Annotated in this window: 22 protein-coding genes; 15 read left to right on the top strand and 7 right to left on the bottom strand. The window is 71.7% G+C overall.

Annotation, left to right across the window (positions count from 1 at the left end):
* Positions 1 to 60: 60 nt before the first annotated feature.
* Positions 61 to 1770: an FAD-dependent oxidoreductase gene (locus tag NE234_RS18265; RefSeq protein ID WP_252781527.1), complete on the top strand. Its 1710-nt coding sequence runs from the start codon at positions 61 to 63 to the stop codon at positions 1768 to 1770.
* Between the two features lie 91 nt (positions 1771 to 1861).
* Positions 1862 to 2524, top strand: coding sequence for a helix-turn-helix transcriptional regulator (locus NE234_RS18260; protein WP_252781526.1), 663 nt, complete (start codon positions 1862 to 1864; stop codon positions 2522 to 2524).
* Positions 2525 to 2610: 86 nt separating this feature from the next.
* Here the strand turns inward: NE234_RS18260 and NE234_RS18255 are convergent, their stop codons facing one another.
* Together NE234_RS18255 and NE234_RS18250 are read right to left on the bottom strand one after the other, a co-directional pair.
* Positions 2611 to 3330: a hypothetical protein gene (locus NE234_RS18255; RefSeq protein ID WP_252781525.1), complete on the bottom strand. Its 720-nt coding sequence runs from the start codon at positions 3328 to 3330 to the stop codon at positions 2611 to 2613.
* 13 nt (positions 3331 to 3343) lie between these two features.
* Positions 3344 to 4186 carry an alpha/beta fold hydrolase gene (locus NE234_RS18250; RefSeq protein ID WP_252781524.1) on the bottom strand — a complete coding sequence of 281 codons (843 nt, stop codon included), beginning with the start codon at positions 4184 to 4186 and terminating at the stop codon, positions 3344 to 3346.
* A 277-nt stretch (positions 4187 to 4463) separates the two neighbouring features.
* Between NE234_RS18250 and NE234_RS18245 the strand changes: the two genes are divergently transcribed.
* Together NE234_RS18245 and NE234_RS18240 are read left to right on the top strand one after the other, a co-directional pair.
* Positions 4464 to 7265 (top strand): P-loop NTPase fold protein, encoded by a 2802-nt coding sequence (locus NE234_RS18245; protein ID WP_252781522.1) that lies wholly within the window; start codon positions 4464 to 4466, stop codon positions 7263 to 7265.
* A gap of 194 nt (positions 7266 to 7459) precedes the next feature.
* A complete protein-coding gene (locus NE234_RS18240) occupies positions 7460 to 7807 on the top strand; it encodes a hypothetical protein (protein ID WP_252781520.1) in 348 nt (115 codons plus the stop codon).
* A 174-nt stretch (positions 7808 to 7981) separates the two neighbouring features.
* Here NE234_RS18240 and NE234_RS18235 read toward each other — a convergent pair whose 3' ends face one another.
* On the bottom strand, positions 7982 to 8629 hold the full coding sequence (locus tag NE234_RS18235; protein WP_252781519.1) for a DUF6928 family protein: 648 nt from the start codon (positions 8627 to 8629) through the stop codon (positions 7982 to 7984).
* A gap of 119 nt (positions 8630 to 8748) precedes the next feature.
* Here NE234_RS18235 and NE234_RS18230 point away from each other — a divergent pair, with 119 nt between their 5' ends.
* The 8 genes from NE234_RS18230 (at position 8749) to NE234_RS18195 (ending at position 15299) form a co-directional block, all read left to right on the top strand.
* Positions 8749 to 9843 (top strand): PDDEXK family nuclease, encoded by a 1095-nt coding sequence (locus NE234_RS18230; RefSeq protein ID WP_252781518.1) that lies wholly within the window; start codon positions 8749 to 8751, stop codon positions 9841 to 9843.
* A 121-nt stretch (positions 9844 to 9964) separates the two neighbouring features.
* Entirely contained in the window at positions 9965 to 10267 is a 303-nt protein-coding gene (locus NE234_RS18225) for an urease subunit gamma (protein ID WP_252781517.1), read from the top strand.
* On the top strand, positions 10264 to 10584 hold the full coding sequence (locus NE234_RS18220) for an urease subunit beta (protein WP_252781515.1): 321 nt from the start codon (positions 10264 to 10266) through the stop codon (positions 10582 to 10584). The genes NE234_RS18225 and NE234_RS18220 overlap by 4 nt, the downstream gene beginning before the upstream one ends.
* A complete protein-coding gene (locus NE234_RS18215; protein WP_252781513.1) occupies positions 10577 to 12274 on the top strand; it encodes an urease subunit alpha in 1698 nt (565 codons plus the stop codon). Before NE234_RS18220 ends, NE234_RS18215 begins: the two co-directional genes overlap by 8 nt.
* Complete coding sequence (locus NE234_RS18210) at positions 12274 to 13008, top strand: urease accessory protein UreF (RefSeq protein ID WP_252781512.1); 735 nt, start codon at positions 12274 to 12276, stop codon at positions 13006 to 13008. Before NE234_RS18215 ends, NE234_RS18210 begins: the two co-directional genes overlap by 1 nt.
* 9 nt (positions 13009 to 13017) lie before the next feature.
* A complete protein-coding gene (gene ureG / locus NE234_RS18205) occupies positions 13018 to 13677 on the top strand; it encodes an urease accessory protein UreG (protein WP_252781511.1) in 660 nt (219 codons plus the stop codon).
* Positions 13678 to 13724: 47 nt separating this feature from the next.
* A complete protein-coding gene (locus NE234_RS18200; protein WP_252781509.1) occupies positions 13725 to 14411 on the top strand; it encodes an urease accessory protein UreD in 687 nt (228 codons plus the stop codon).
* A gap of 81 nt (positions 14412 to 14492) precedes the next feature.
* On the top strand, positions 14493 to 15299 hold the full coding sequence (locus NE234_RS18195; protein WP_252781508.1) for a DeoR/GlpR family DNA-binding transcription regulator: 807 nt from the start codon (positions 14493 to 14495) through the stop codon (positions 15297 to 15299).
* A 10-nt stretch (positions 15300 to 15309) separates the two neighbouring features.
* Here NE234_RS18195 and NE234_RS18190 read toward each other — a convergent pair whose 3' ends face one another.
* Positions 15310 to 16239, bottom strand: coding sequence for a LysR family transcriptional regulator (locus tag NE234_RS18190; protein WP_252781506.1), 930 nt, complete (start codon positions 16237 to 16239; stop codon positions 15310 to 15312).
* A gap of 86 nt (positions 16240 to 16325) precedes the next feature.
* Between NE234_RS18190 and NE234_RS18185 the strand changes: the two genes are divergently transcribed.
* Positions 16326 to 17672: an aspartate aminotransferase family protein gene (locus tag NE234_RS18185; RefSeq protein ID WP_252781505.1), complete on the top strand. Its 1347-nt coding sequence runs from the start codon at positions 16326 to 16328 to the stop codon at positions 17670 to 17672.
* 12 nt (positions 17673 to 17684) lie between these two features.
* Here the strand turns inward: NE234_RS18185 and NE234_RS18180 are convergent, their stop codons facing one another.
* Together NE234_RS18180 and NE234_RS18175 are read right to left on the bottom strand one after the other, a co-directional pair.
* A complete protein-coding gene (locus NE234_RS18180; RefSeq protein WP_252781504.1) occupies positions 17685 to 18704 on the bottom strand; it encodes a M48 family metalloprotease in 1020 nt (339 codons plus the stop codon).
* A gap of 1 nt (position 18705) precedes the next feature.
* A complete protein-coding gene (locus NE234_RS18175) occupies positions 18706 to 19095 on the bottom strand; it encodes a BlaI/MecI/CopY family transcriptional regulator (protein WP_252781503.1) in 390 nt (129 codons plus the stop codon).
* Between the two features lie 160 nt (positions 19096 to 19255).
* On the opposite strand from NE234_RS18175, the gene NE234_RS18170 reads away from it, so the two are divergent.
* A complete protein-coding gene (locus NE234_RS18170; protein WP_252781501.1) occupies positions 19256 to 20443 on the top strand; it encodes a glycosyltransferase family 4 protein in 1188 nt (395 codons plus the stop codon).
* Positions 20444 to 20461: 18 nt separating this feature from the next.
* Here the strand turns inward: NE234_RS18170 and NE234_RS18165 are convergent, their stop codons facing one another.
* A complete protein-coding gene (locus tag NE234_RS18165) occupies positions 20462 to 21106 on the bottom strand; it encodes a phosphatase PAP2 family protein (protein ID WP_252781499.1) in 645 nt (214 codons plus the stop codon).
* 222 nt (positions 21107 to 21328) lie between these two features.
* Here NE234_RS18165 and NE234_RS18160 point away from each other — a divergent pair, with 222 nt between their 5' ends.
* Positions 21329 to 21712: a BlaI/MecI/CopY family transcriptional regulator gene (locus NE234_RS18160; RefSeq protein ID WP_252781497.1), complete on the top strand. Its 384-nt coding sequence runs from the start codon at positions 21329 to 21331 to the stop codon at positions 21710 to 21712.
* The last annotated feature ends 63 nt before the right edge of the window (positions 21713 to 21775 follow it).

Below are 21775 nucleotides of genomic sequence, written 5' to 3'. Positions count from 1 at the left end.
CCGCGCGCACGCCGACCTGCCACCGTTGCCGGGAACACCGGAGGCGGAAGGGCACAGCACGTGACGAGCACCGAGACGAACCCAACGCCTCCGACGTCGTTCCCGGAGCTGGGGCTGCACGCCGAGGACCTGCTGTCCGTCGCGACCCGCCATCTCGACGAGGAGCAACACGCCCGGGCCGCGGCGTACGGGGTGCGGCGGACGGTGGCCGCCGGCGACCGGCTCTACGAGGTCGGCGATGCGAACTGCGACCTGATCCTCTGCTCGACCGCGACGCTGGCCTCGTTCCGTACGGCCGACGCCGGTGCCGAAGCGTTCCTCACGTACGGTCCGGGGGGTTTCGCCGGCGAGCTGAGCCTGCTCACCGGCCAGACACGCACCCTCGCCGTGCGCGTCGTCGAACCCGGCACCGTCCAGGTCATCGACCAGCGGTCGTTCCGGCGGCTGATGGCGCAGCAGACCGATCTCGGCGACCTCATCCTGCGGGCCTTCCTCGCCCGGCGCCGGCTGCTGCGGTGGAGCACCGAGCAGTCCACTCGGATCGTCGGTGATCCACGCTCCGGTGAGGGGCTGGCCCTGCGGGTCTTCCTGTCCCGGCAGGGACTGCCGCACCTGTGGGTGGACAGCGCCTCGGCGCCGGGCGGCACCGCGCTGCGCGAGGCCGGGCTCGGCCCGGCCGACCTGCCCGTCGCCTTCACCGCCGGCGAGACGATGCGCCGGGTGACGCCGGGCATGCTCAGTGAGCGGCTGGGCCTGACCTACCGCGGTTCCGGCCGGCGCACCATGGACCTCGCCATCGTCGGCGCCGGGCCGGCCGGCCTCGCCGCGGCCGTCTACGGCGCCTCCGAGGGCCTCAGCACGCTCCTGCTCGACGGGGTCGCCACCGGCGGGCAGGCCGCCACGAGCGCCCGCATCGAGAACTACCTGGGCTTCCCCTTCGGCCTCAGCGGCCTCGACCTGACCACCCGGGCGGCGGTGCAGGCGCTCAAGTTCGGCGCCGAGATCGCCAGCCCGTGCGCCGTCACGGCGCTGCGCTCCGACGGCGGCGAGCAGGTGCTGGTCCTGGGCGACGGGACGGAGATCCGGTCCCGTACCGTCCTGATCGCCACGGGTGCCGCGTACCGGTCGCTGCCGATCGAACGGTGGGACCACTTCGTCGGCTGCGGGATCTACCATGCGGCGACCGACCTGGAGGCGCAGGCCGTGGCCGGTGAACCGGTGACCGTCGTCGGCGGCGCCAACTCGGCCGGACAGGCCGCCCTGCACCTGGCGCGCTACGCGAGTCACGTCACGCTGCTCGTACGCGGGGCCGATCTCGGCGCGCGGATGTCGGCGTACCTGGTCGAGCGCGTCCACGCCGACCCGCGCATCACGGTGCGTACCGGCACGGAGGTCTCGGCGCTGCACGGCGACGAGCGGCTGGACGCCGTCTCGGTGATCTCACCGGCCACGGGCGCGACGGGCGAGGTGGACTGCCGCGGCCTGTTCAGCTTCATCGGCGCGGTGGCGGCGACGTCGTGGCTGCGCGGGCCGGCGGTCGACGCGGACGGCTTCGTGCGCACGGACGCGCAACTGGCGAGGGAGGACCTGGGGGAGCGGTGGCGTGGCCTGGACCCCGGCCCTCTGCCGTTCGAGACCAGCGTTCTGGGCGTGTTCGCCGCGGGGGACGTACGGCTGTCCTCGATGAAGCGGGTCGCCGCCGCGGTCGGCGAGGGGTCCGGCGCGGTGCGCTCGGTGCACCAGGCGCTGGCCCGGAGACGAGGCCGGTAGCGCCCGCCGGCGCGACCGCCAGTGAATCGACGTATGCCTCCGGGGCGCGAGCGCGGCAGTGTTGCCGCAGCAAGCTGCTGAGGAGGACCCCATGACCCAGGCCGTCGCCCCGGCGCCGCGCACGCCGGTGCCGGCGCAGCCGATCGCGGTATCCCTGCGCGCCACGGACTCGCTGACCCTCGCCGGGCTGACCGTGCTGCTGTCCGACCGGCCGGAACTCCGGGTGCTCGCCGAGGACGAGATCGGCGGCGACGTCCTCGTCTTCGCCGCGGACCGTCTGGACGGCCGGGTGGCGCCGGCCCTGCGTCGCTCCGCGGCCGCCACCGGCCGGCCGGTCGTGCTCGTGGTCGACGAGATCAGCGAGTCGGAACTGCTGCTGGCGGTGGAGTGCCGGGCGCACGCCGTGCTGCCGCGGGCGGCGGTGACCGCCGAGCGGCTCGCCCGTACGGTCGTCGCCGTCGCCGCGGGCGACGGGATGCTGCCGCCTCCGCTCGTCGGCGACCTGCTGAAGCATCTGCGGCAGCTGCAGCGGCAGGTGCTCGACGACGCCGGGCTGAACGCCTCGGGGCTGACACCGCGCGAGGTCGAGGTGATCAAGCTGATGGCCGAAGGGCTGGAGACCACGGAGATCGCCGCCAGACTGTGCTACTCCGAGCGCACCGTGAAGGGGATCATCCACCGGATCACACGCCGCCTCCGCTTGCGCAACCGCTCGCACATCATCGCCCACGCGATGCGCTACGGCGTCATCTGAGCGGCCCGGAGTCCCCGGCATACGTCGATCGACCGACGACACCGCGCTCCGGCCGCGGCGGCCCGCCCGGCCGCCGCGGCCGGTTCTCAGCCGACGGTGACGTCCTCGAGGTCGATCGAGACGACCACCGGCTCCGGCACCTTCCGGTCGTGCTCGTCCCTGCTGTAGATGACCCGGCTCGTGGCGACGACCAGCCCGTCCACCGTGGTGAACGCGGTGGCGTACTGCGCGCCCGGCGTCCTGCCCGCGATGTCGACCGTGTAGTCACGCCGGCGGATCAACCCGTCCTCGTCGACGTAGAGGATCTGGTGCGGCGTGTGGGTCGCGATGCTCTCCGGGTACGTGACGGCCAGCCGCCGGTACTTCCGGCCGTCCTCCGTCCAGCCGTCGATCTCCTCGGTCGTGACGCCCGGGAACGTCAGCGAGATCGGCTCGGTGGTGTACGTCCACATCGCGTACCCGGAGAAGTAGGCGAGCTGCAGCCGGGTCCACGGGGTCGTCAACTCATGCCCGGCGAACGAGGCCCGCGGATCGAGCAGTTCCTCCACCACCTCGCCGTCACCGGTCTCGACCGCGACCCGATCCGGGGTGAAGTTCGTGTAGTGCCTGTCGGCGAAGAACGGCTCCTGCCGGGTGTGCTCGCGATGCAGGTCGACGGTCACCCGTACGTCGTTGAGCGCGCCCGGATGGCCCTTCATCTCCCAGAGCACGCCGCCGAAGAACTGCCGCGCGCTGATCCGCCGCGCCTCTTCCCATGCCTTACGGCCGCCGTACGCGGCCAGGATGTCGTCGAGCAGGTCGGACATGGTTCTCTCCCTTTCAGCCCAGGAACTCGTTGATGTCCTTGGCGGCCTCGGCCGGGTACTGGAACAGCGAGGCGTGCGCCGCGTCCGGGTAGATCCGGATCCGCGCGTCCGGGATGAGCCCCACCATGGTGTGACTGCCCTTGGTGGGGATCATCAGGTCGTCGTCGCCCTGCAGGATCAGCGTGCGCATCCGGATGCCGGTCAGCCGCTGCAACGCCGCGTGGTCGGGGATGCCCCACTCCACGATCGCGTCGTACTGCGCGTCGCGCACCGCGACGGTGGTCGGCGCGTCGCGGTCCTCGGTCCGCCGGAAGATCCGGCCGAGGAACTCCCTGCCCAGCGCCTGGCTCGTCTCGGTGTGGGCGAAGAAGATGTACAGCAGGTCGTCCGCGTCGTTGACCTGCGCCCGGGCGTGCGACTCGATGTCGGCCCGCCACGCGTGCATCCCCGGCGCACCCTTCGGGCCCGTGCCCGCCAGCACCAGCCGCCGGACCAGCCGTGGCCGCACCAGAGCGATCTCCTGGGCGACGAACCCGCCGAGGGAGAAGCCGAGCAGGTCGACCTGCTCCAGGCCGAGCGCCTCGGTGAAGGCGATGATCTGGCGCGCGGTCTCGGCGACCGACCCCGACGGCGCGCCGCTCGACGAGCCGACGCCGGCGTAGTCGACGAGGATCACCTCACGCGACGCGGCGAGGGCATCGGTCAGGTCCGGGTCCCAGTTGTCGAGGTTGCCGCGGAAGTGCTGGAGCAGCACCAGCGGCACGTCGCCGCCGGAGCCGAACCGGCGATAGGCGTACGAGACACCCCCCGCCTCCGCGAACCGCGTCGGCGCGGTCTGATGAGTGAAATCCGACATGAGAGTCTCCTGCTGCCGTTACCTGCGAAGTCGACCCTCAGTACAACCGTCCGACGGCCTCGCGCGGGGCGGCGACGGCGACGGAATGACCGAACGTGCCACCGCGGTCGCCCCGGCGGACACACCGACGCGCGATCGCCTCACGCGGGTCGTGCTGGACTGTGGTTCCAGAGCCGGCCATCAGCGCACATTGACCCATTCGGTCAGGGATCACTACCGTGAGTGAGTCGCCTCGTCCGCGTGCGGCGCAGCCCCAGATCGAGCGATCGAGGTGTGAATGGCCAGGCGAGAAACGCCGCTTCCGGACGGGCCCTTGCAACAGTTCGCCCTCGCGCTCCGCGAACTGCGGGCTAACGCTCCTGGAACGCCGACCTTCCGGGAACTCGCTCGTGGAGCCAACTACTCGGCCTCCACTCTGGCGGCGGCCGCCGCCGGGCGCCGACTGCCGACTCTGGACGTAACGCTCGCGTTCGTCAGAGCCTGCGGCGGTGACGTGGACGAGTGGCGGGATCGCTGGATGCGGCTGCACGCCGTACTCGGGGCCGACCGCCCGGACCTGATCCGCGACGCCGAGGTAGTGCCGCTCCGAACCTTCCAGACCGACTCCGCGGTCACCGCGCTCACTCGGCTCACCCGCGGAGATCGGACCGTTGTCGTCGCCGGATGCGAGGACGGCTCGATCGTCTCTCTGGACCTAGGCGTCGGCGACGGCCTCTTGACGCGCGTCGCCGAGCATCCCGGACCGGTCTGGGGGGTGGCCGCCGCCCGCGTGAAGGATGACGATGTCATCGTCAGCGTGGGCGATGCCAAAGAGATCCATGTATTCGGTCTCGGAACCGAAGCCCGGCGGACGCTGCGACTGACCGGCCATACAGCTCCGATCAACGCGGTCGCCACCGCTACGGTCGGGGGCCGTCTCATGGCCGTGACCGGTGCGGATGACAACACCGTCAGGCGATGGGACGTGGTGTCGGGTGCACCCGTCGGCGAGCCGCTCATAGGGCATGGCTCGTGGGTGAACGGTGTGGCCCTTGGGCAGGTCGATGGGCGTGCCCTGACGGTGAGCGCCAGTGCGGATGAAACAGTGCGCGTCTGGGATGCGGAATCAGGGGCACCGATCGCCGAGCTGACCGGGCACACCGACTCAGTGAGTTCGGTCGCGATGGCCACCGTTCTCGACGGGCGTGTCTTAACGGTCAGTGGATGCAGGGACGCCGACGTACGGGTGTGGGATCTGGCCACCGAGCAGCAGCTCAGCGTGCTGCCGGGACACGTTGGTCCGGTGCGCGCAGTGGACATCGCCGTGTTGGCCGGCGGACCTGTGGTCCTCAGCGCTGGTGACGACGGCACGATCTGGGCGTGGGACCCGTACGCGGAGCCCGCTCGCGGCCGCGTCATCGGCCTCCATGCCGGGCCCGTCCGGGCCGTCACGTCCGCCACCCTCGACGGGCGGCCGGTGGCCATCAGCGGAGGCGATGACGGCACCGTTCGGGTTTGGGCGCTCACCGAACTGGCCGAGCAGGTGGAGTGGCAATCCGACGCCCCGGCCCGTGTGGACCTGTTGCGCCGCCGACCGCTGGCCGAGGCACTGGGCGACCGGCTGCGCCGCGTCCAGGCGGACGAGCCGGAGACCTCCTTTCTGGTCCATATCGACGGGCCCTGGGGGATCGGGAAGAGCTCGTTGCTGAACTTCCTGCGTACCGATCTGGAACAGGACTGGGCCGCCGTGGAGTTCAACGCCTGGCGGCAGTCCCGCGTCGGCCCGCCGTGGTGGGCGCTTCTCGCGGCGCTTCGGCATGACATCCGGCGTGGGCTGGGCGGCTGGGGGCGCCTGCGGCTACGGCTGGCAGAGTCCATGATCCGGCTGAACCGCGTCGGCAGACCCTTCGTAGCGGCCGCCGTGGTCCTGCTGATCGGTGCAGCCGTGGCATTCCTGGCGTTGCGGCCATCGCATCTCACCCTGAAGTCCGCAGGTGACGCGAGCAAGGCCGTGACAGCGGTGCTAGCGGTGATCAGCACCTTCGGGGCCGGCATCCTGATCGCCGGCCGGTTCTTCTTCTGGGACTCTGCCCGTGGGGCCAAGCTGTTCGAACAGTCGGACCCCAACCCGATGCAGAGCGTCGCGGACCATTTCGCATGGCTCGTCGGTCGGGCGCGGCGACCGGTGATCTTCTTCATCGACGATCTTGATCGCTGTCCGCAAAGTTATGTCGTGGAATTGCTGGATGCGGTGCAGACCCTGATTCGGGATGCCTCCGGCCGACCTGGTCGCGGAGACGAGGCTGTGGCACCGCACTTCGTCGTGGCCGCCGACGGCGCCTGGATTCGCAAGAGTTACGAGATCGCCTACGAGCAGTTCGCCGGGACCGTGGCTGAGCCTGGACGGCCTCTCGGCTACCTGTTCCTGGACAAGATATTCCAGCTACGTGTCCCGGTGCCCGTAATCGATCGAACCGGATGCGAGAACTATCTGCGCGAGCTGCTCCGACTTCGGACTGCGTCGGAGGTCGCGAAACGCCTGGCCGCCGAAGAGGCGACCGTACGTAATGATCTGCGGCGAAGCTCTTCTGAGACCGAGATCCTAGAGACTCTGCGGCGTGCCAGCCCCGAGATCCGCGACAGAGTCGCCGGCGCCGCCGTCGAACGCCTCACGACGCCGCAGGTCACCGCCGCGACCGAACACAGCCTGCAACGCTTCGCTGCTCTGATGACCCCGAATCCCCGCAGCATGAAGCGTTTCGTGAACGCCTACACCACACTCCGTGCCGTCCGGACGCTTGAAGGGAACCCCGTCCGGACCGAACCGCTGGCTCTCTGGACGATCGTCGAGACACGCTGGCCGGGCCTCGCCGATCACCTGCGCCGCCGGCCCACAGACGTGGGTCTGCTCGGCGGACACCTCGACGATCTAGCCGATGTTCCTGCCGAACTCCGCGACCTTTTCAGGGACCCGGCCGTCAACAAGGTCCTTACGTTCCGGCACGGCGGCCCACTCACCGCGGAGCTCATCCAGGCCTGCTGCGGCACGCGCCCAAGAGGCTCACAACCGTCGGCCGATGAACCCCTCCGGCCGACATGACGTACCGCGTCCGCCGACAGTTCAATGCGTCGCGGCGGCAGTAGGCTCGTCGGGTGAGTGGTGAAGCGTCGAATTCCCCGGATGATCGGTCAGCCGAGAACGCGCCTCGGCGTCCACGTCGGTTGCGACACGTCCATCCCACGCGGCGGGGTCTGATCCTTTCCTGGTGGGGATTTACCGCCACATTTGCCGGATTGCGCGCGCTGACCTGGGCAATCCACGTTCACGTCGCGGGACTGGGCAACGTCCACGTCGGTCGTGTCCATATTCACCATTACATCTGGGGAATTCTGCTGCTGATCGCCGTCGGCGCATGCGGGCTCGTCGAGAGGTCTCCCGTCTGGCGGACCTGGATGGGCCTCGCCTTCGGGATCGGGCTGGCCCTGGTGATCGACGAAGCCGCGTTGCTGATCGAGCTGAAGGACGTGTACTGGAACCGCGCGGGCGGGATCAGCGCCGCCGTCGCGATCATCCTCATCGGCGTGGCCGGAAGCATCCTCGCACTCACACGTGCGCCACACACCGAGGCCACCGTGCGATGAAGAGAACATCTTCGCCGACCCGCCTGGCCGGGGGAGGTTCGGCGGGTCGACCACCACGGCGCCTTGGACGTCCGGCAGGACATTGACGATCACGGGTGAGGTCGAGGAAGGGCTCAGCCGGTTGTCGACGACAGCGGTCACCCGGCCGGTCTCGCCCGGGCGGAGGTGACCGAATTAGTGGGTCGAATGGGGGCCGATCACGAAACCCATGAGTACGATGTCCCCTAGGCCGGGATCGTCGTCATGGTGAACGCCCTCATAGTTGAAGCCGAAGAGGAAACGCAAAGCGTCCTCCGCGAGGTCGAGCGGATTGAACAAAACTGGATGCGGTGGCAGGTCGTCATTCTCGTCGACGCTGAAAGGATGCTCACCGGCCCAGTACGGTTCTTCGAATTCCATGGGCGTGCCGAAGTGCTCCATGATCCCGTCATCGGGGGACACGCTCAGGGAACGACGGAGAACACCGGCGCCGTCCCAGACGGCGTAGGCGAACCAGCCGACCACACTGTGCATTGCGTGCAGGTAGACCGTTCGCCCCGCCGCCTCCTCCAGGAACCGCCGGTCGAGTGTGGATGGCCGATCCAACGCGACTTCACCGCTGCAAACGATGGTGAGATCGGCGAAACAACCGGCGTAGACGTGGTGGCCGGGCGGATTGGCGTGCTCGAACAGAGTGCCGTCCCCCATGCAGGACACTCGGCGGCCCGGGTGGAGCCGTTCCACCAACGCCACGGTGGCGTCCCGGTCGATGGGAGGCGCCGATCGAAGAACCGGTCGGATGTCCCTGTCGGCGTACATCAACATCCAGTCCTTGGCACCCACCGCGACCCCTTCGGCGTCGTTACCCGCGCACCTTACAGACCGCCACCGAGAGCTTGCCGCATGGTGCCGATACCGGCACGATGCGGTGACGAGCGGTGGTCGGCGGCCAAGGAGCTTGGGTGACGGGTATCTGGCATGACGAAGGAAAAGGGCTGGTCCCTCTTCCGGCTCAGCCGTACGCCAATGAGCAGGCGCTTCATGACAGCATTGAACGTGCTCCCGCGATGTTGCCGCTGCCCGGTCAGCCGAGACTGGTGATGCTGGGCCGGGAAGTGCAGCTCGGCAACGGATACGCCGATCTCGTCGCGGTGGATGCCGACAGCGGGCGGCCAGTTGTCATCGAGGTCAAACTCGCTGCCAACTCGGATCGGAGAACCGTCTTCGCGCAGGTCCTCAGTTACGCTTCCTACGTCTTCCGGTTGTCGGCGACCGCCTTCGAGGAGCTCATGCAACCTCATGTCGCGAAACGCGGATACACGACCATCGCCGACGCGGTGGCAGCGGAGATCGGTGACGGCTCGTTCGAGATCGATACCTTCCGCAACGGTATGGCGGACGAGCTGGAGAAGGGGAATGCCCGCTGTGTCGTGGTCCTCGATACCGCGCCGCCGGACTTGGTGGAGCTCGCCGGGTACCTGCAGACCGTCACCAACGATCGTCTGGACATCGACCTGGTGACGGTGAAGGCCTACGACGTGCGGGGAAGCCAGGTGCTCGTCCCGCAGTTGGTCGAGCCGGAGCGTGCCCCGGCGGCGTCGGTTCGGCCGTCGGGGACTCAACGGGAAGCCAAGCCGGTCAAGCCGGTCCCAGGGTCGGACTTCTTCCGTGACAGCATCCAAAGCGCTGATCCCCCTCATCGCGCAACGTTGGGTCGCCTATGTGAGTGGGCAGAGCGGTTGCAGTCGGACGGCCTGGCCACCCTCTTCACCACCGTGGGCAAGGGCCGCTGGGTCCTCAACCCGCGTCTCCCCGGCCAGAGCCGTGGAATGTTCACCATTTGGAACGACCAGGGCGCCTATGTCAGCCCGCAACGCTCCGTCATCGAAGTCGAGGCGCCGAATACGCTGGCCCTCCTGGAGGAGCGGCTTCCCGGTCAGATCGGTCAGAACAATTACCTGAAGAGCGACATCAGTGACGAGGTGCTCGTGCTCCTGAGGAAGGCCTACGAGGAGGCGGCGCGCCGCAGAGCGTCCTCGGAACAGTCGGGCCACTGACCAACGACTCGGGCCGAGGCCGGTAGCGGTGCGTATGGTGCGGCTCTGGATCCTGTGAAGTTCGCGTTAGCTCGGCGGGCGGACCGGTGTCGCCGGACCTGGGCGGGGTTAGCGTCCGGGTGTGCTGATCACTCCGCATGAGCGGGAGCGGCTGCTCGTCCACGTCGCGGCCGGGCTCGCCCGGGACCGGCGGGCCCGCGGGTTGCGGCTCAACCATCCCGAGGCCACCGCGGTCGTCGCCTCGTACGTGCTGGAGGGCGCCCGCGACGGGCGGACCGTCGCCGAGCTCATGGAGGCGGGGCGCACGGTGCTCTCCCGCGAGGACGTCATGGAGGGCGTGCCGGAGATGCTGGAGTCGGTGCAGGTCGAGGCGACCTTCCCCGACGGCACCAAACTCGTCACCGTGCACCGGCCGATCCCGTGACGTCCCCGGAGGAGAACGCGGCGAGCGTCGTCCCGGGCGAGGTCGTGGTCGGCGACGGCACCGTGCGCCTGAACCCCGGGCGTCCGCGGCGGACGATCACGGTGGTGAACACCGGGGACCGCCCGGTGCAGGTCGGCTCGCACTATCACTTCGCGCAGGCCAACGACGCGCTCGACTTCGACCGGGAGGCCGCGCGCGGCCACCGGCTCGACATCCCCGCCGGCACCGCCGTGCGCTTCGAACCAGGCGTGGCACGCGAGGTGTCGCTGGTGCCGCTCGCGGGGCGCGCGGCCGTACCGGGCCTGCGCCGTGGCTGAGATCTCCCGCCACCGCTACGCACGGCTGTACGGCCCGACCGCCGGCGACCGCGTGCGCCTGGCCGACACCGACCTGTTCATCGAGGTCACCGAGGACCTGAGCCGGGGCGCCGGGGCCGGGGACGAGGTGGTGTTCGGCGGCGGCAAGGTGATCCGCGAGTCGATGGGCCAGGGGACGGCGACGCGCGCCGAGGGGGCGCCCGACCTGGTGATCACCGGTGCCGTGGTGCTGGACCACTGGGGCGTCGTCAAGGCCGACGTCGGCGTGCGCGACGGCCGGATCGCCGCGCTCGGCAAGGCCGGCAACCCGGACACGATGGACGGGGTCCATCCCGACCTGGTGATCGGACCGTCCACGGAGATCCTCGCGGGAAACGGCCGGATCCTCACGGCCGGGGCCGTCGACTCGCACGTCCACCTGGTCTGCCCGCAGCTGGTCGAGGAGGCCCTCGGCGCCGGTGTCACCACGCTCGTCGGGGGCGGTACCGGCCCGGCCGAGGGGACCAGGGCGACGACGGTCACCCCCGGCGCCTGGTACCTCGCCCGGATGCTGGAGGCGATGGACGCCTGGCCGGTCAACGTCGCGCTGCTCGCCAAGGGCAACACGGTGTCCGAGGAGGGCATGTGGGAGGCGCTGCGCGGCGGCGCGTCGGGGTTCAAGCTGCACGAGGACTGGGGGTCGACGCCGGCCGCGATCGACGCGTGCCTGCGGGTCGCGGACGCCTCGGGGGTGCAGGTGGCGCTGCACTCCGACACCCTCAACGAGGCCGGGTACGTGGAGTCGACGCTGAACGCCATCGACGGCCGGTCCGTCCACGCGTACCACACCGAGGGCGCGGGCGGCGGGCACGCGCCGGACATCATCAGGGTCGCCGCGCATCCGAACGTCCTGCCGTCCTCGACGAACCCGACCCGGCCGCACACCGTCAACACGCTCGACGAGCACCTCGACATGCTCATGGTCTGCCACCACCTGAACCCGGCGGTGCCGGAGGACCTGGCGTTCGCCGAGTCGCGGATCCGCCCGACGACGATGGCGGCCGAGGACGTCCTGCACGACCTCGGCGCGATCTCGATGATCGGCTCGGACTCCCAGGCGATGGGCCGGATCGGGGAGACCGTGATCCGCACGTGGCAGACCGCGCACGTGATGAAGGCCCGCCGGGGCGGCCTGGACGACAACCTGCGCGCCCGCCGGTACGTCGCCAAGTACACGATCTGCCCGGCGATCGCGCACGGTCTCGACGCCGAGGTCGGCTCGGTGGAGGTGGGCAAGCTCGCGGACCTGGTGCTGTGGGACCCGGCGTTCTTCGGTGTGCGGCCGCACGTCGTGCTGAAGGGCGGCATGATCGCCTGGGCCGCGATGGGGGACGCGAACGCCTCGATCCCGACGCCGCAGCCGGTGTTCCCCCGCGCGATGTGGGGTGCGACCGCCGCCCCGTCGACGTCGGTGCACTTCGTCGCGTCCGCCGCGATCGAGGACGGCCTGGCCGGGCGTCTGGACGTGCGGCGGCCGCTCGTCCCGGTGAAGGACACCCGGCGGCTGGGCAAGGCGGACATGCCGCTGAACGACGCCCTCCCGGACATCAGGGTCGACCCGGACACGTTCACGGTCAGTGTCGACGGGGAGGAGATCGAACCCGCTCCGATGTCCGAGCTGCCCATGGCCCGCCGGTACTTCCTGTTCTGATGGACGCCCCCGGGAACGCCCCCACCGACGCCGTGCTCCTGCTGCTCGCCGACGCGCGGCTGCCCGCCGGAGGGCACGCGCACTCCGGCGGCCTGGAGACCGCCGCCGCGACCGGCGTCGTCCACGATCTGGCCACGCTCACCGCCTTCCTGCGCGGCCGGCTCGCCACCGCCGGACTCGTCACGGCGGGCCTGGCGGCGGCCGCCTGCGCCCTCGCGCGGGAGCCCGCCGGGAACGCGCCGCCGGGCCGTGCCGGCCCGCCGGCCCGCACGCCGGACGGCTGGGAGCGGCTCGACGCCGAGGCGGACGCGCGTACGCCGTCGCCCGCGCAGCGGCGGGCCTCACGCGCGCAGGGACGGGCGCTGCTGCGCGTCGCCCGCGGCCTGTGGCCCGGCTCCGTCCTCGACCTCCCGGCCGGGGCGGCCGGTGGGCCGCACCATCCGATCGTCCTCGGCGCGGCGGTCGCCGCCGCGGGCGGCGTGCCGGTACGGGCGGCGCAGATCGCGGCGTACGGCGCGGTGACCGGGCCGGCGTCGGCGGCGGTCCGCCTGCTCGGGCTCGACCCCCTCGGCGCCTACCGCGTGCTGGCGGGCCTCGCCGCGCGCGTCGACGCCGTCGCGGCGGAGGCGGCCGCGTCGGTACGCGCCGGTGGGCTGCCGGCGGCGTCCGCGCCCGCGCTGGACGTGTTCGCCGAGCTCCACGACCGGGCCGGAACACGCCTGTTCGAATCCTGAGATCGGAGGATGGGATTGGGACCTCACGACGGCCGCGAGCCGTACGAGTCACGACCGCGCCGGGCGCTGCGGCTCGGCATCGGCGGCCCGGTCGGCAGCGGCAAGACGGCCCTGGTCGCCGCGCTGTGCCGCCTGCTGCGCGAGGAGGCGGCGCTGGCCGTGGTCACGAACGACATCTACACGACCGAGGACGCTGACTTCCTGCGCCGGAACGCCGTCCTGGACGACGACCGGATCGCGGCGGTCCGCACCGGCTGCTGCCCGCACACGGCGATCCGCGACGACATCTCCGCGAACCTGGACGCCGTCGAGACCTTGGAGGACCGGCATGGCCCGCTCGACCTCGTGATCGTGGAGAGCGGCGGTGACAACCTCACCGCGACGTTCAGCCGGGGGCTGGCCGACCGGCAGATCTTCGTCCTCGACGTGTCCGGCGGCGACAAGGTTCCTCGCAAGGGCGGTCCGGGCGTCACCACCGCCGACCTGCTGGTGGTCAACAAGACGGACCTCGCACCGCTGGTCGGCGCGGACCTGACCGTCATGGCCCGCGACGCCGAGCGCGTACGGGCGGGGCTGCCGGTCGCCTTCACTTCGCTGCGGGAGCGCCCGGACGCCCCGGAGGTCGTCGGCTGGGTGCGCGCCGCCCTCGCCGAACACGCCGCCGCGTGATCCCCGGCCCTCCGGCCCCGTACGCCGGCCTCCGGGCGCGTGCGGCCGTGCGTGCCGAGCGCGGCCCCGGCGGGCGGACCCGGATCACGCGGCTGCGGTCGGACGGCCCGCTGGCGCTGCGCGAGTCGGGCGGGGCGGTCTACGTGGTGGGCGCGGGCGCGGGCCCGCTCGGCGGCGACGACCTGGAACTGAGCGTCGAGGTCGGTCCGGGCGCGCGGCTGGACATCCGCTCGGCCGCGGCCACCCTCGTCCTGCCGGGCCGCGCGGGCGCCGGAGCCTCGCGCCTCGCCGTACGGGCGCACGTCGCGGCCGGGGGACGGCTCGTCGTCACGCCCGAACCCCTGATCGCCGCGGCGGGCTGCGACCACCACGCCACGGCGGAGGTGACCCTGGACGAGGGCGCGGAGCTGGTCTGGCGGGAGGAGATCGTCCTCGGCCGCCACGGTGAGCCGCCGGGCCGCTACAGCGGCCGGCTGGACGTCACGGCCGGCGCGACGCCGCTGCTCCGCCACGAGCTGCGGATCGGCGAGGACGCGACGAGCGGCGCGGTGCTCGGCGACGCGCGGGCCGCCGGAACCCTGCTGATCACGGGTGCCGACGCCGAGCCGTACGCGGAGGAGGGCCTGGCCGTCCTGCCGCTCGCCGGGCCGGGGGTCCTGGTGACGGCCATGGCCGCCGACGCCGTACGGTTGAGGGAGCGGCTGACGGCGGGCCGCCGCCGTGTCACACCGTGAACTCGATGATCATGTGGGCCGTAGGCGCGGCAGATGGCTACGATCTCAGAGAGTGGGAGCTTTCGCCTTACAGGGGGGACCGTGAGCGACGTCCAGGGGCCGCCGGACGGTCGCAAGCCGGTATTCGCCGCCGAACGCCGTAAACGCATTCTCGAGCTGCTTCGCGCGAACGGCACGCTGTCGCTGCGTCAGCTGGCCGAGGCCGTCCAGTCGTCGGAGGTCACGGTGCGCCGTGACGTGCGCGCGCTCGAGGCCGACGGCCTGCTGGACCGCCACCACGGCGGGGCGTCCCTGCCCGGCGAGCTCTCCCGCGAGGCGACGTACCTGCAGAAGGCCCAGGTCGCCGGGGACGAGAAGGCCGCGATCGCCGACCTCGCGGCGGCGCTCGTCGAGGACGGCGACGCCATCGCCATCGGCCCCGGCACCACGACGCACGCGCTGGCGCAGCGGCTGACCGGCCACACCGAGCTCACGGTGGTGACCAACTCGCTCCTCGTCGCGCAGACCCTGGCCGCCTCGCCGCGCATCGAGGTCGTGGTGACCGGCGGCACGCTGCGCGGCCCGGTGCAGGCCCTGATCGGCACCGCGGCGGAGCGGTCGCTGGCCGGGCTGCGGATGCGCCGGGTGTTCATCTCCGGCAACGGCCTGACCGCCGAGCGCGGCCTGTCGACGCCGAACATGCAGGTCGCCGGCACCGACCGGGCGCTGGCCCAGGCGGCCGAGGAGGTCGTCGTGCTCGCCGACCACACCAAGGTCGGGGTGGACACCATGGTGCAGACCGTTCCGCCCGAGCGCATCGACCACCTCGTCACCGGTGAGGACGCCTCGCCGGAGGAGCTGCACGACCTGAGCGCGCGGGGCGTGCGGATCCACGTCGCCCGCCTCTAGGTGCCGGGCTTCACGCACTCCCCGGAAGGCCCGGCGACGACAGCTCCGGATGCCCCGGATGGTGGCGCAGCGCGTCGAGGACGACGTTGACCGCCGCCCGCGGCGGTGCTCCGCGGCGGATCGCCGCGGTGATGGTCCGGGTGACCGGGGTGGCGAGCCGGCGGACGGTGACGCGGTAGCGGGGGTCGACGGCCAGGCCGGGCAGCAGTGCGATCGACAGGCCGGCCTCGACGTGCTGCGTGGTCATCAGGTAATTGCTGAAGCGGCACACCACCCGCGGCTCGAACCCGGCCTCCCGGCACAGGCGGATCGCCAGGTTCGCCATGTAGGACTGCGGCCTGTCGAGCGCCCACGGCTCGTCCGCGAAGGCGGCGAGGTCGACCGGGTCGCGCCCCGCCGCCCGATGGCCGGGCGGCAGCACGAGCACGATCGGGTCGGTGGCCAGCGGCACGAGGTCGAGGTCGGGGCCGAGCGGCTGCTCGACGAAGTCCGTCGTCGTGATGATCACGTCGACGTCGCCCACGCGCAGGGCGGGCATGCTCTCGTGCGGTTCCAGCTCCAGCAGTTCGACGTCGAGGTGCGGGTACGCCTCGGCGAGCCGGACGATCGCCGGGACGGCCATGCTGTGCAGCGCGCTCTGGAACGCCCCGAGGCGGACGAGCCCGGCGGGCTCCTCGCCGAGACTGCGCAGCTCCGCCCCGACCGCGGTCATGTGGTCGAGGATCTCCCGGGCCCGCCGCGCCAGGATCAGCCCGGCCGGGGTGAGCCGCACCCGCCGCCCCGTGCGCTCCAGCAACTGCGTGCGCGTCTCGGCCTCGAGCACGGACAGCTGCTGGGACACGCTCGACGCGCTCAGGTTCGCGGCCTGGGCGACGGCGCGCACGGTCCCCAGCGTGTCGAGCTGGATCAGGAGCCGCAGCCGCCACGGATTGAAGATCACCGGGACATTCTTGTACGGCTGAGCCGAACAGGAAAGCCGGGATCGTGAGATGGACGTGTCGCTCGGCGGGCCCCTAGCGTCGAGACATGACCGCTGCTCGAGACATGACCGCTGCGACCTCCGCGTCTTCATCCGCCTTCTGGGCCGACGCCGACCGGCACCTCGTGCGCTACGCCGGGGCGGGCCGGTTCACCCGCGAGATCATCGAGAGCGCCGCCGGAAGCTTCCTGTACACCGAGGACGGCCGGAAGATCCTCGACTTCACCTCGGGCCAGATGAGCGCGATCATCGGCCACTCGCACCCGGAGATCGTGGCCACGGTGCGGGAGCAGGCGGCCCGGCTCGACCACCTCTTCAGCGGCATGCTGAGCCGCCCCGTCGTCGACCTCGCCCGGCGCCTGGCCGAGACCCTGCCGGCGCCGCTGGAGAAGGCCCTGCTGCTGACCACCGGCGGCGAGTCGAACGAGGCCGCGATCCGGATGGCCAAGCTCGTCACCGGCAAGCACGAGATCGTCTCCTTCGCCCGCTCGTGGCACGGCATGACGCAGGCCGCGGCGTCCGCCACCTACAGCGCCGGCCGCAAAGGGTACGGCCCGGCGGCTCCGGGCAACTTCGCCATCCCCGTGCCCAACGCGTACCGGCCCGACTTCACCACCTCCGACGGCGAGCTCGACTGGCGGCGGCAGCTGGACTTCGGCTTCGAGCTGATCGACGCGCAGTCCGTCGGCAGCCTCGCCGCCTGCATCGTCGAGCCCATCCTCAGCTCCGGCGGGATCATCGAGCCGCCCGAGGGCTACTTCGCCGCGCTGCACGAGAAGTGCCGGGAGCGCGGCATGCTGCTGATCCTCGACGAGGCGCAGACCGGGCTCTGCCGCACCGGCGCCTGGTACGCCTTCCAGCGTGACGGCGTCGTCCCGGACATCCTGACGCTGTCGAAGACCCTCGGCGCCGGATTCCCCCTCGCCGCCGTGCTGACCAGCGCCGAGATCGAGCAGGAGGCCCATGACCGCGGCTTCCTGTTCTTCACCACCCACGTCGCCGACCCGCTCATGGCGGCGGTCGGCAACACCGTCCTCGACGTGCTGATCCGTGACCGGCTGGACGAACGCGCCGCCGAACTCGGCGCCCTCCTGCGGGACGGCCTGGAGCAGATCGCGGCGCGGCACCCGGTCGTCGGAGACGTCCGCGGCCGCGGCCTGCTGGCCGGGCTGGAACTGGTCGCGGACGGCGCGACCGGACGCGGATCCGACGAGCTCGGCGCGCTGGTCACCACGCGCTGCCTGGAGCTCGGCCTGCACATGAACATCGTGCAGTTGCCGGGCATGGGCGGCGTGTTCCGGATCGCACCGCCGCTGACCGCCACCGAAGCGGAGATCTCGCTCGGCCTGGCCATCCTCGACCAGGCCATCGGCGACGTGACCGATGCGACATGAGCCGTCGCGTGATCACCGCGACATGTCGGTGCGGTGGTCGAGGACGGTGATGAGGTGGCGTGCCTCGTGCGTGGTGGCGGCGGTGATGCCCAGCGGTCTGGCGTGGTAGCCGTGGCGGGCCCGGCCGAACAGGTGGGCGGTGTCGTTCCCGGCTTCGGCCGCGCTGACGAGGCACGCGGTGAGAGTGGCGGCCAGCACGGCGACGATGACCGGGCGGCGGGCCGGGGTCCCGGCGAGCAGGGCGCGGACGCGGCCCGGCACGTCGCTGCGGCCGAAGCACAGCACGGCGCTCCGCGGTGATGGCCGGTCGTCGTGGCGGGCGGCGAGGGCGGCGCGGGCCAGGGCACGGGCGGCCAGCGGCCGGTCGGTGACGGTCGCGGCGGCGTCCTCGTCGGCCCAGCGCTCGGTGAGATGGTGGATCGCCGCCGGAAGAGGGGCCAGCAGGGGGTCGGCGGCCGTGATGAGGGCGGCCAGGACCCGGTGGCGGTGGTGCCGGTGGTCCAGGTGGGCGGTCTCGTGGGCGAGCAGGACCTGGCGCTCTTCCGCGTTCAGGGTGCGCAGCATGCCGGTCGACACCACGATGCGGCCCTGCCGTCCGCGGCCGGCGGGGACGGCGAACGCCTCGATCACGGGCTGATCGAGGACGACGAGGCGGCCGCTTCGCGGGCCCAGCCGGGCGCAGGCGCGCCGGGCGCGGCGGAGGGCGCGGACGCGCCGCGCCGTGGTCCCGGCGACCGCGAAGGCCAGGAGCAGCAGGGCGAGCATCGCGAGTTTCGCGGTGACGGGCGAGACCGGGTCGGCGTGGCGCAGACGGTCGCCGGACCACGCGCCGACGGCGGCGACCAGGGGAAGCCGTCCGATGAGCGTGGCGGCCAGGAGCACGAGTGACAGCGACGACGTCAGGGCGCACGCGAGGCCGGCGGTCAGCAGCAGGCGGGTTCCGGTCGCCGGCGGCATCCGGGCGGCGAGCCGCGGTCCCGAGACGGCCAGCAGCGCCGAGGCGGCGAACGGCGCGTAGACGATGAGATGCATGTCAGTCGCCGCCTTCCGCGTGGAGCAGCCGTTGCAGGAGCGCCTCGTCCTCCGGCGGGAGCGATGAGACGAAGCGGGCCAGCGTCCCGGCGCGGTCGCGACGGCGGTCCAGCAGCTCGGTCATCGCGCGGGCGGTGTGCTCGGCCTCGTCCATCGTCGGGGCGTAGGCGTACCCGCCTCGTGCGGTCGGCGCGCGGGTGACCAGGTTCTTGCGGTGCAGGCGGCTCAGCGTCGACATCACGGTGGTGTAGGCCAGCCGGTCGCCGAGTTCGAGCTGCACCTCGGCAGGCGTCACCGGCCGCCCGAGCGCCCACAGCACCGCCAGCACCTCGTCTTCCAGCATGCCCGGGGGGCGGCGGGGGACGGCGCCATCGCCGTTCGCGTGGTTCACGTGGTGTGCTCCTTCGTCCGGCCGCAATCTACGCATCAAGTAGTACTATCGCGGTAATACTATCTCAATAGTAAGAATTCGGGCTGGTCGCGCGGTCGAACGCCGCCTCGGTGTGAACACCGTCATCCCGCGGCGCCTGACGAGGTGAGGGTCCGCCCCCATGACGTCCACCCCCCTGGAGACACCGCACATGAAGATCACGTTTCTTCTCGGATCCGCCTACGGAATGGGCGGCACTATTCGCGCCACCATCACCCTGGCCAACCGGCTCGCGATACGGCACGAGGTCGAGATCATCACCTTGCACCGGCGGCGGACCGATCCGTTCTTCCCGATCGACGAGCGCGTCGGCGTCCGCACGCTGATGGACGTGCGCACGGGAGTACGTCCCGGGCGCCTCGACGCGCGGCTGGGCCGGCACAACAGCCGGCTGGTGCCCCGCGGGGAGAGGATGTGGTCGGAGATCACCCTGCGCGGTGACTACCGGTTGTGGCGGGCGCTGCGCGGGCTCGAGACCGACGTGCTGGTCACCACCCGCCCGGCGTTCAACCTGCTGGCCGCCCGCTTCGCCCCGCGCGACGTCGTCGTGGTCGGCCAGGAGCACCTCCACCTGGACGCGCACCGCGCGGGCCTGAAGGAGCACCTGCGCCGCTGGTACCCGCGCCTGGACGCCCTGGTGACCCTCACCGAGGCCGACCGGCGTGCCTACACCGGCTTCCTCGAAGGCGCTCCCACGCGGCTGGAGGTCATCCCCAACGCCCTGCCCGCGGGCGCCAAGCCGGTCTCCGGCCTGGACGCCCCGGTGATCGCCGCGGCGGGCCGCATGGCCAAGGTCAAGCACTACGAGCGGCTCATCGACGCCTTCGCCAAGGTCGCGGCGACCCGCCCGGACTGGACCCTGCGCCTGTACGGGACCGGCCCCGAACTCGCCAGGCTCCGCGGCGTCGCCGCCTTCCACCACCTGGGCGACAAGGTCGCGTTCATGGGCCGGACCGATGACATCCACGCCGCCTTCGCCGAGGCCTCCATCGTGGCGCTGTCCTCCTCCTTCGAGGGCTTCGGCATGACCATCATCGAGGCCTTCGCCGGCGGTGTCCCGGTCGTCAGCTTCGACTGTCCCCAGGGCCCCAGGGAGATCATCACCCACGGCCGGGACGGGCTCCTCGTCCCGGCCGGTGACACCGACGCCCTGGCCGATGCCCTGGGAGAACTCATCGACGACCCCGCCAGGCGCCACGCGATGGGCGCGGCCGCTCACCAGGCCGCCGCCCGCTACGACATCGCCACCGTCGCCCGGCGGTGGGAGACCCTGTTCACCGACCTCATCGCCGCCCGCGCGCGTTCATAGCCCGGCTCAGGGCGTCTCTCAGCGGGTGGTTTGGGCGCCGGCGGGCGTGGCGGTCAGCACCGGCGCCAGGGCTCCGGCGCGCAGGCGGGCGACGAGGGGAACGGCGACGCGGCCCAGCACCCGGCTGAGGAGGTAGGCGACCGGCAGGGCCAGGACGACGGCGCCGACGACGTCGTGGGGGTAGTGGTCGCCGAGGTAGACGCGGGTGAAGCACTCGACGACCGCGAAGGCCGCGGCGACGACGGACAGGCGCCGGTCGAGCAGCCACAGCGCGGCCACCGCGGCGGCGGCGACGGTGGCGTGGCCGCTGGGGAAGGCGTAGTCGGTGCGGACGGGGCAGGGGGACACGAAGTAGTCGTGCGGCAGCGAGTAGCACGGCCGCACCTCGGTGATCAGTTTCTTGGCGACCTCCGCGATGGCGAAGGCCACCGCCACGGCGACCGGCGCGGCGAGGGCGAGAGTCATGGCGCGGGTGTCACGGCGCCGGGCGTTCCACCAGCCGATCAGCATGAGCACCGCGAACACCCCGAGGCCGGCGTTGGTCCACATCTCCAGCGGCGAGTTGAGCCACCGGGTGTCGCGGGCGAGGTCGGTGATCGCGGTGAACAGCGAGCCGTCGATGTGGGAGCCGTCGAAGGCGGGAGTTACGGGGTGGACTGTCATCGAGGTCGATCTCCAGGAACTGAGGAGGGCTCGGGCCGGGCCGAGGAGGCTCTGGATCTACGGATCTGTAGAAGTCCGAGGGAAGGCGCGGCCGGCTTCCGGCGGCGCGTCGACGGAGTGCGCCACGCCCGGCCGGCGTGACAGACTCGACGACGCACCGACTTCTACATACTGGTAGAAGTTCTACAGGACTGTAGATGATGAACGGAGGGGAGCCAACTCGTGAACGCCGGACACGCTCCGGGCGAGCGCAGGCCGGGCGGCGCGCTGGAGGCCGAGGTCCTCGGTCTGCTGCAGTCCTCCTCTGCGGCGCTGACCCCCGGCGAGGTGCTCCAGGGCCTGGGCGGCGACCTGTCCTACAGCACGGTGGTGACCGTGCTGTCCCGGATGTTCGACAAAGGCCTGCTGACGCGCGGCAAACAGGGCCGCGCCTACGCGTACGCGCCGGTCGCCGACGCCCCCGGGCTGACCGCGCGGCGGATGCGGCAGGTGCTGGAGTCCGACGCGGACCGGCGGGCGGTGCTCGCCCGTTTCGTGGAGGACCTCTCCGCCCAGGACGAGCGGCTGCTGCGCCAACTCCTCGGCGGCCTGCCGGATCAGGAGTGAACCGGGCGACGATGCGTCCCCGCTCTCTGGTGATCGACGGCCGCGGCGTGGTATTACCTGCGG

The organism is Actinoallomurus rhizosphaericola (assembly GCF_024055675.1).
In the GTDB taxonomy this organism is placed as follows: Bacteria; Actinomycetota; Actinomycetes; order Streptosporangiales; family Streptosporangiaceae; genus Actinoallomurus; species Actinoallomurus soli.
Note: the sequence above shows the minus strand (reverse complement) of the source record. Positions and strands in the feature narration are given on the sequence as shown.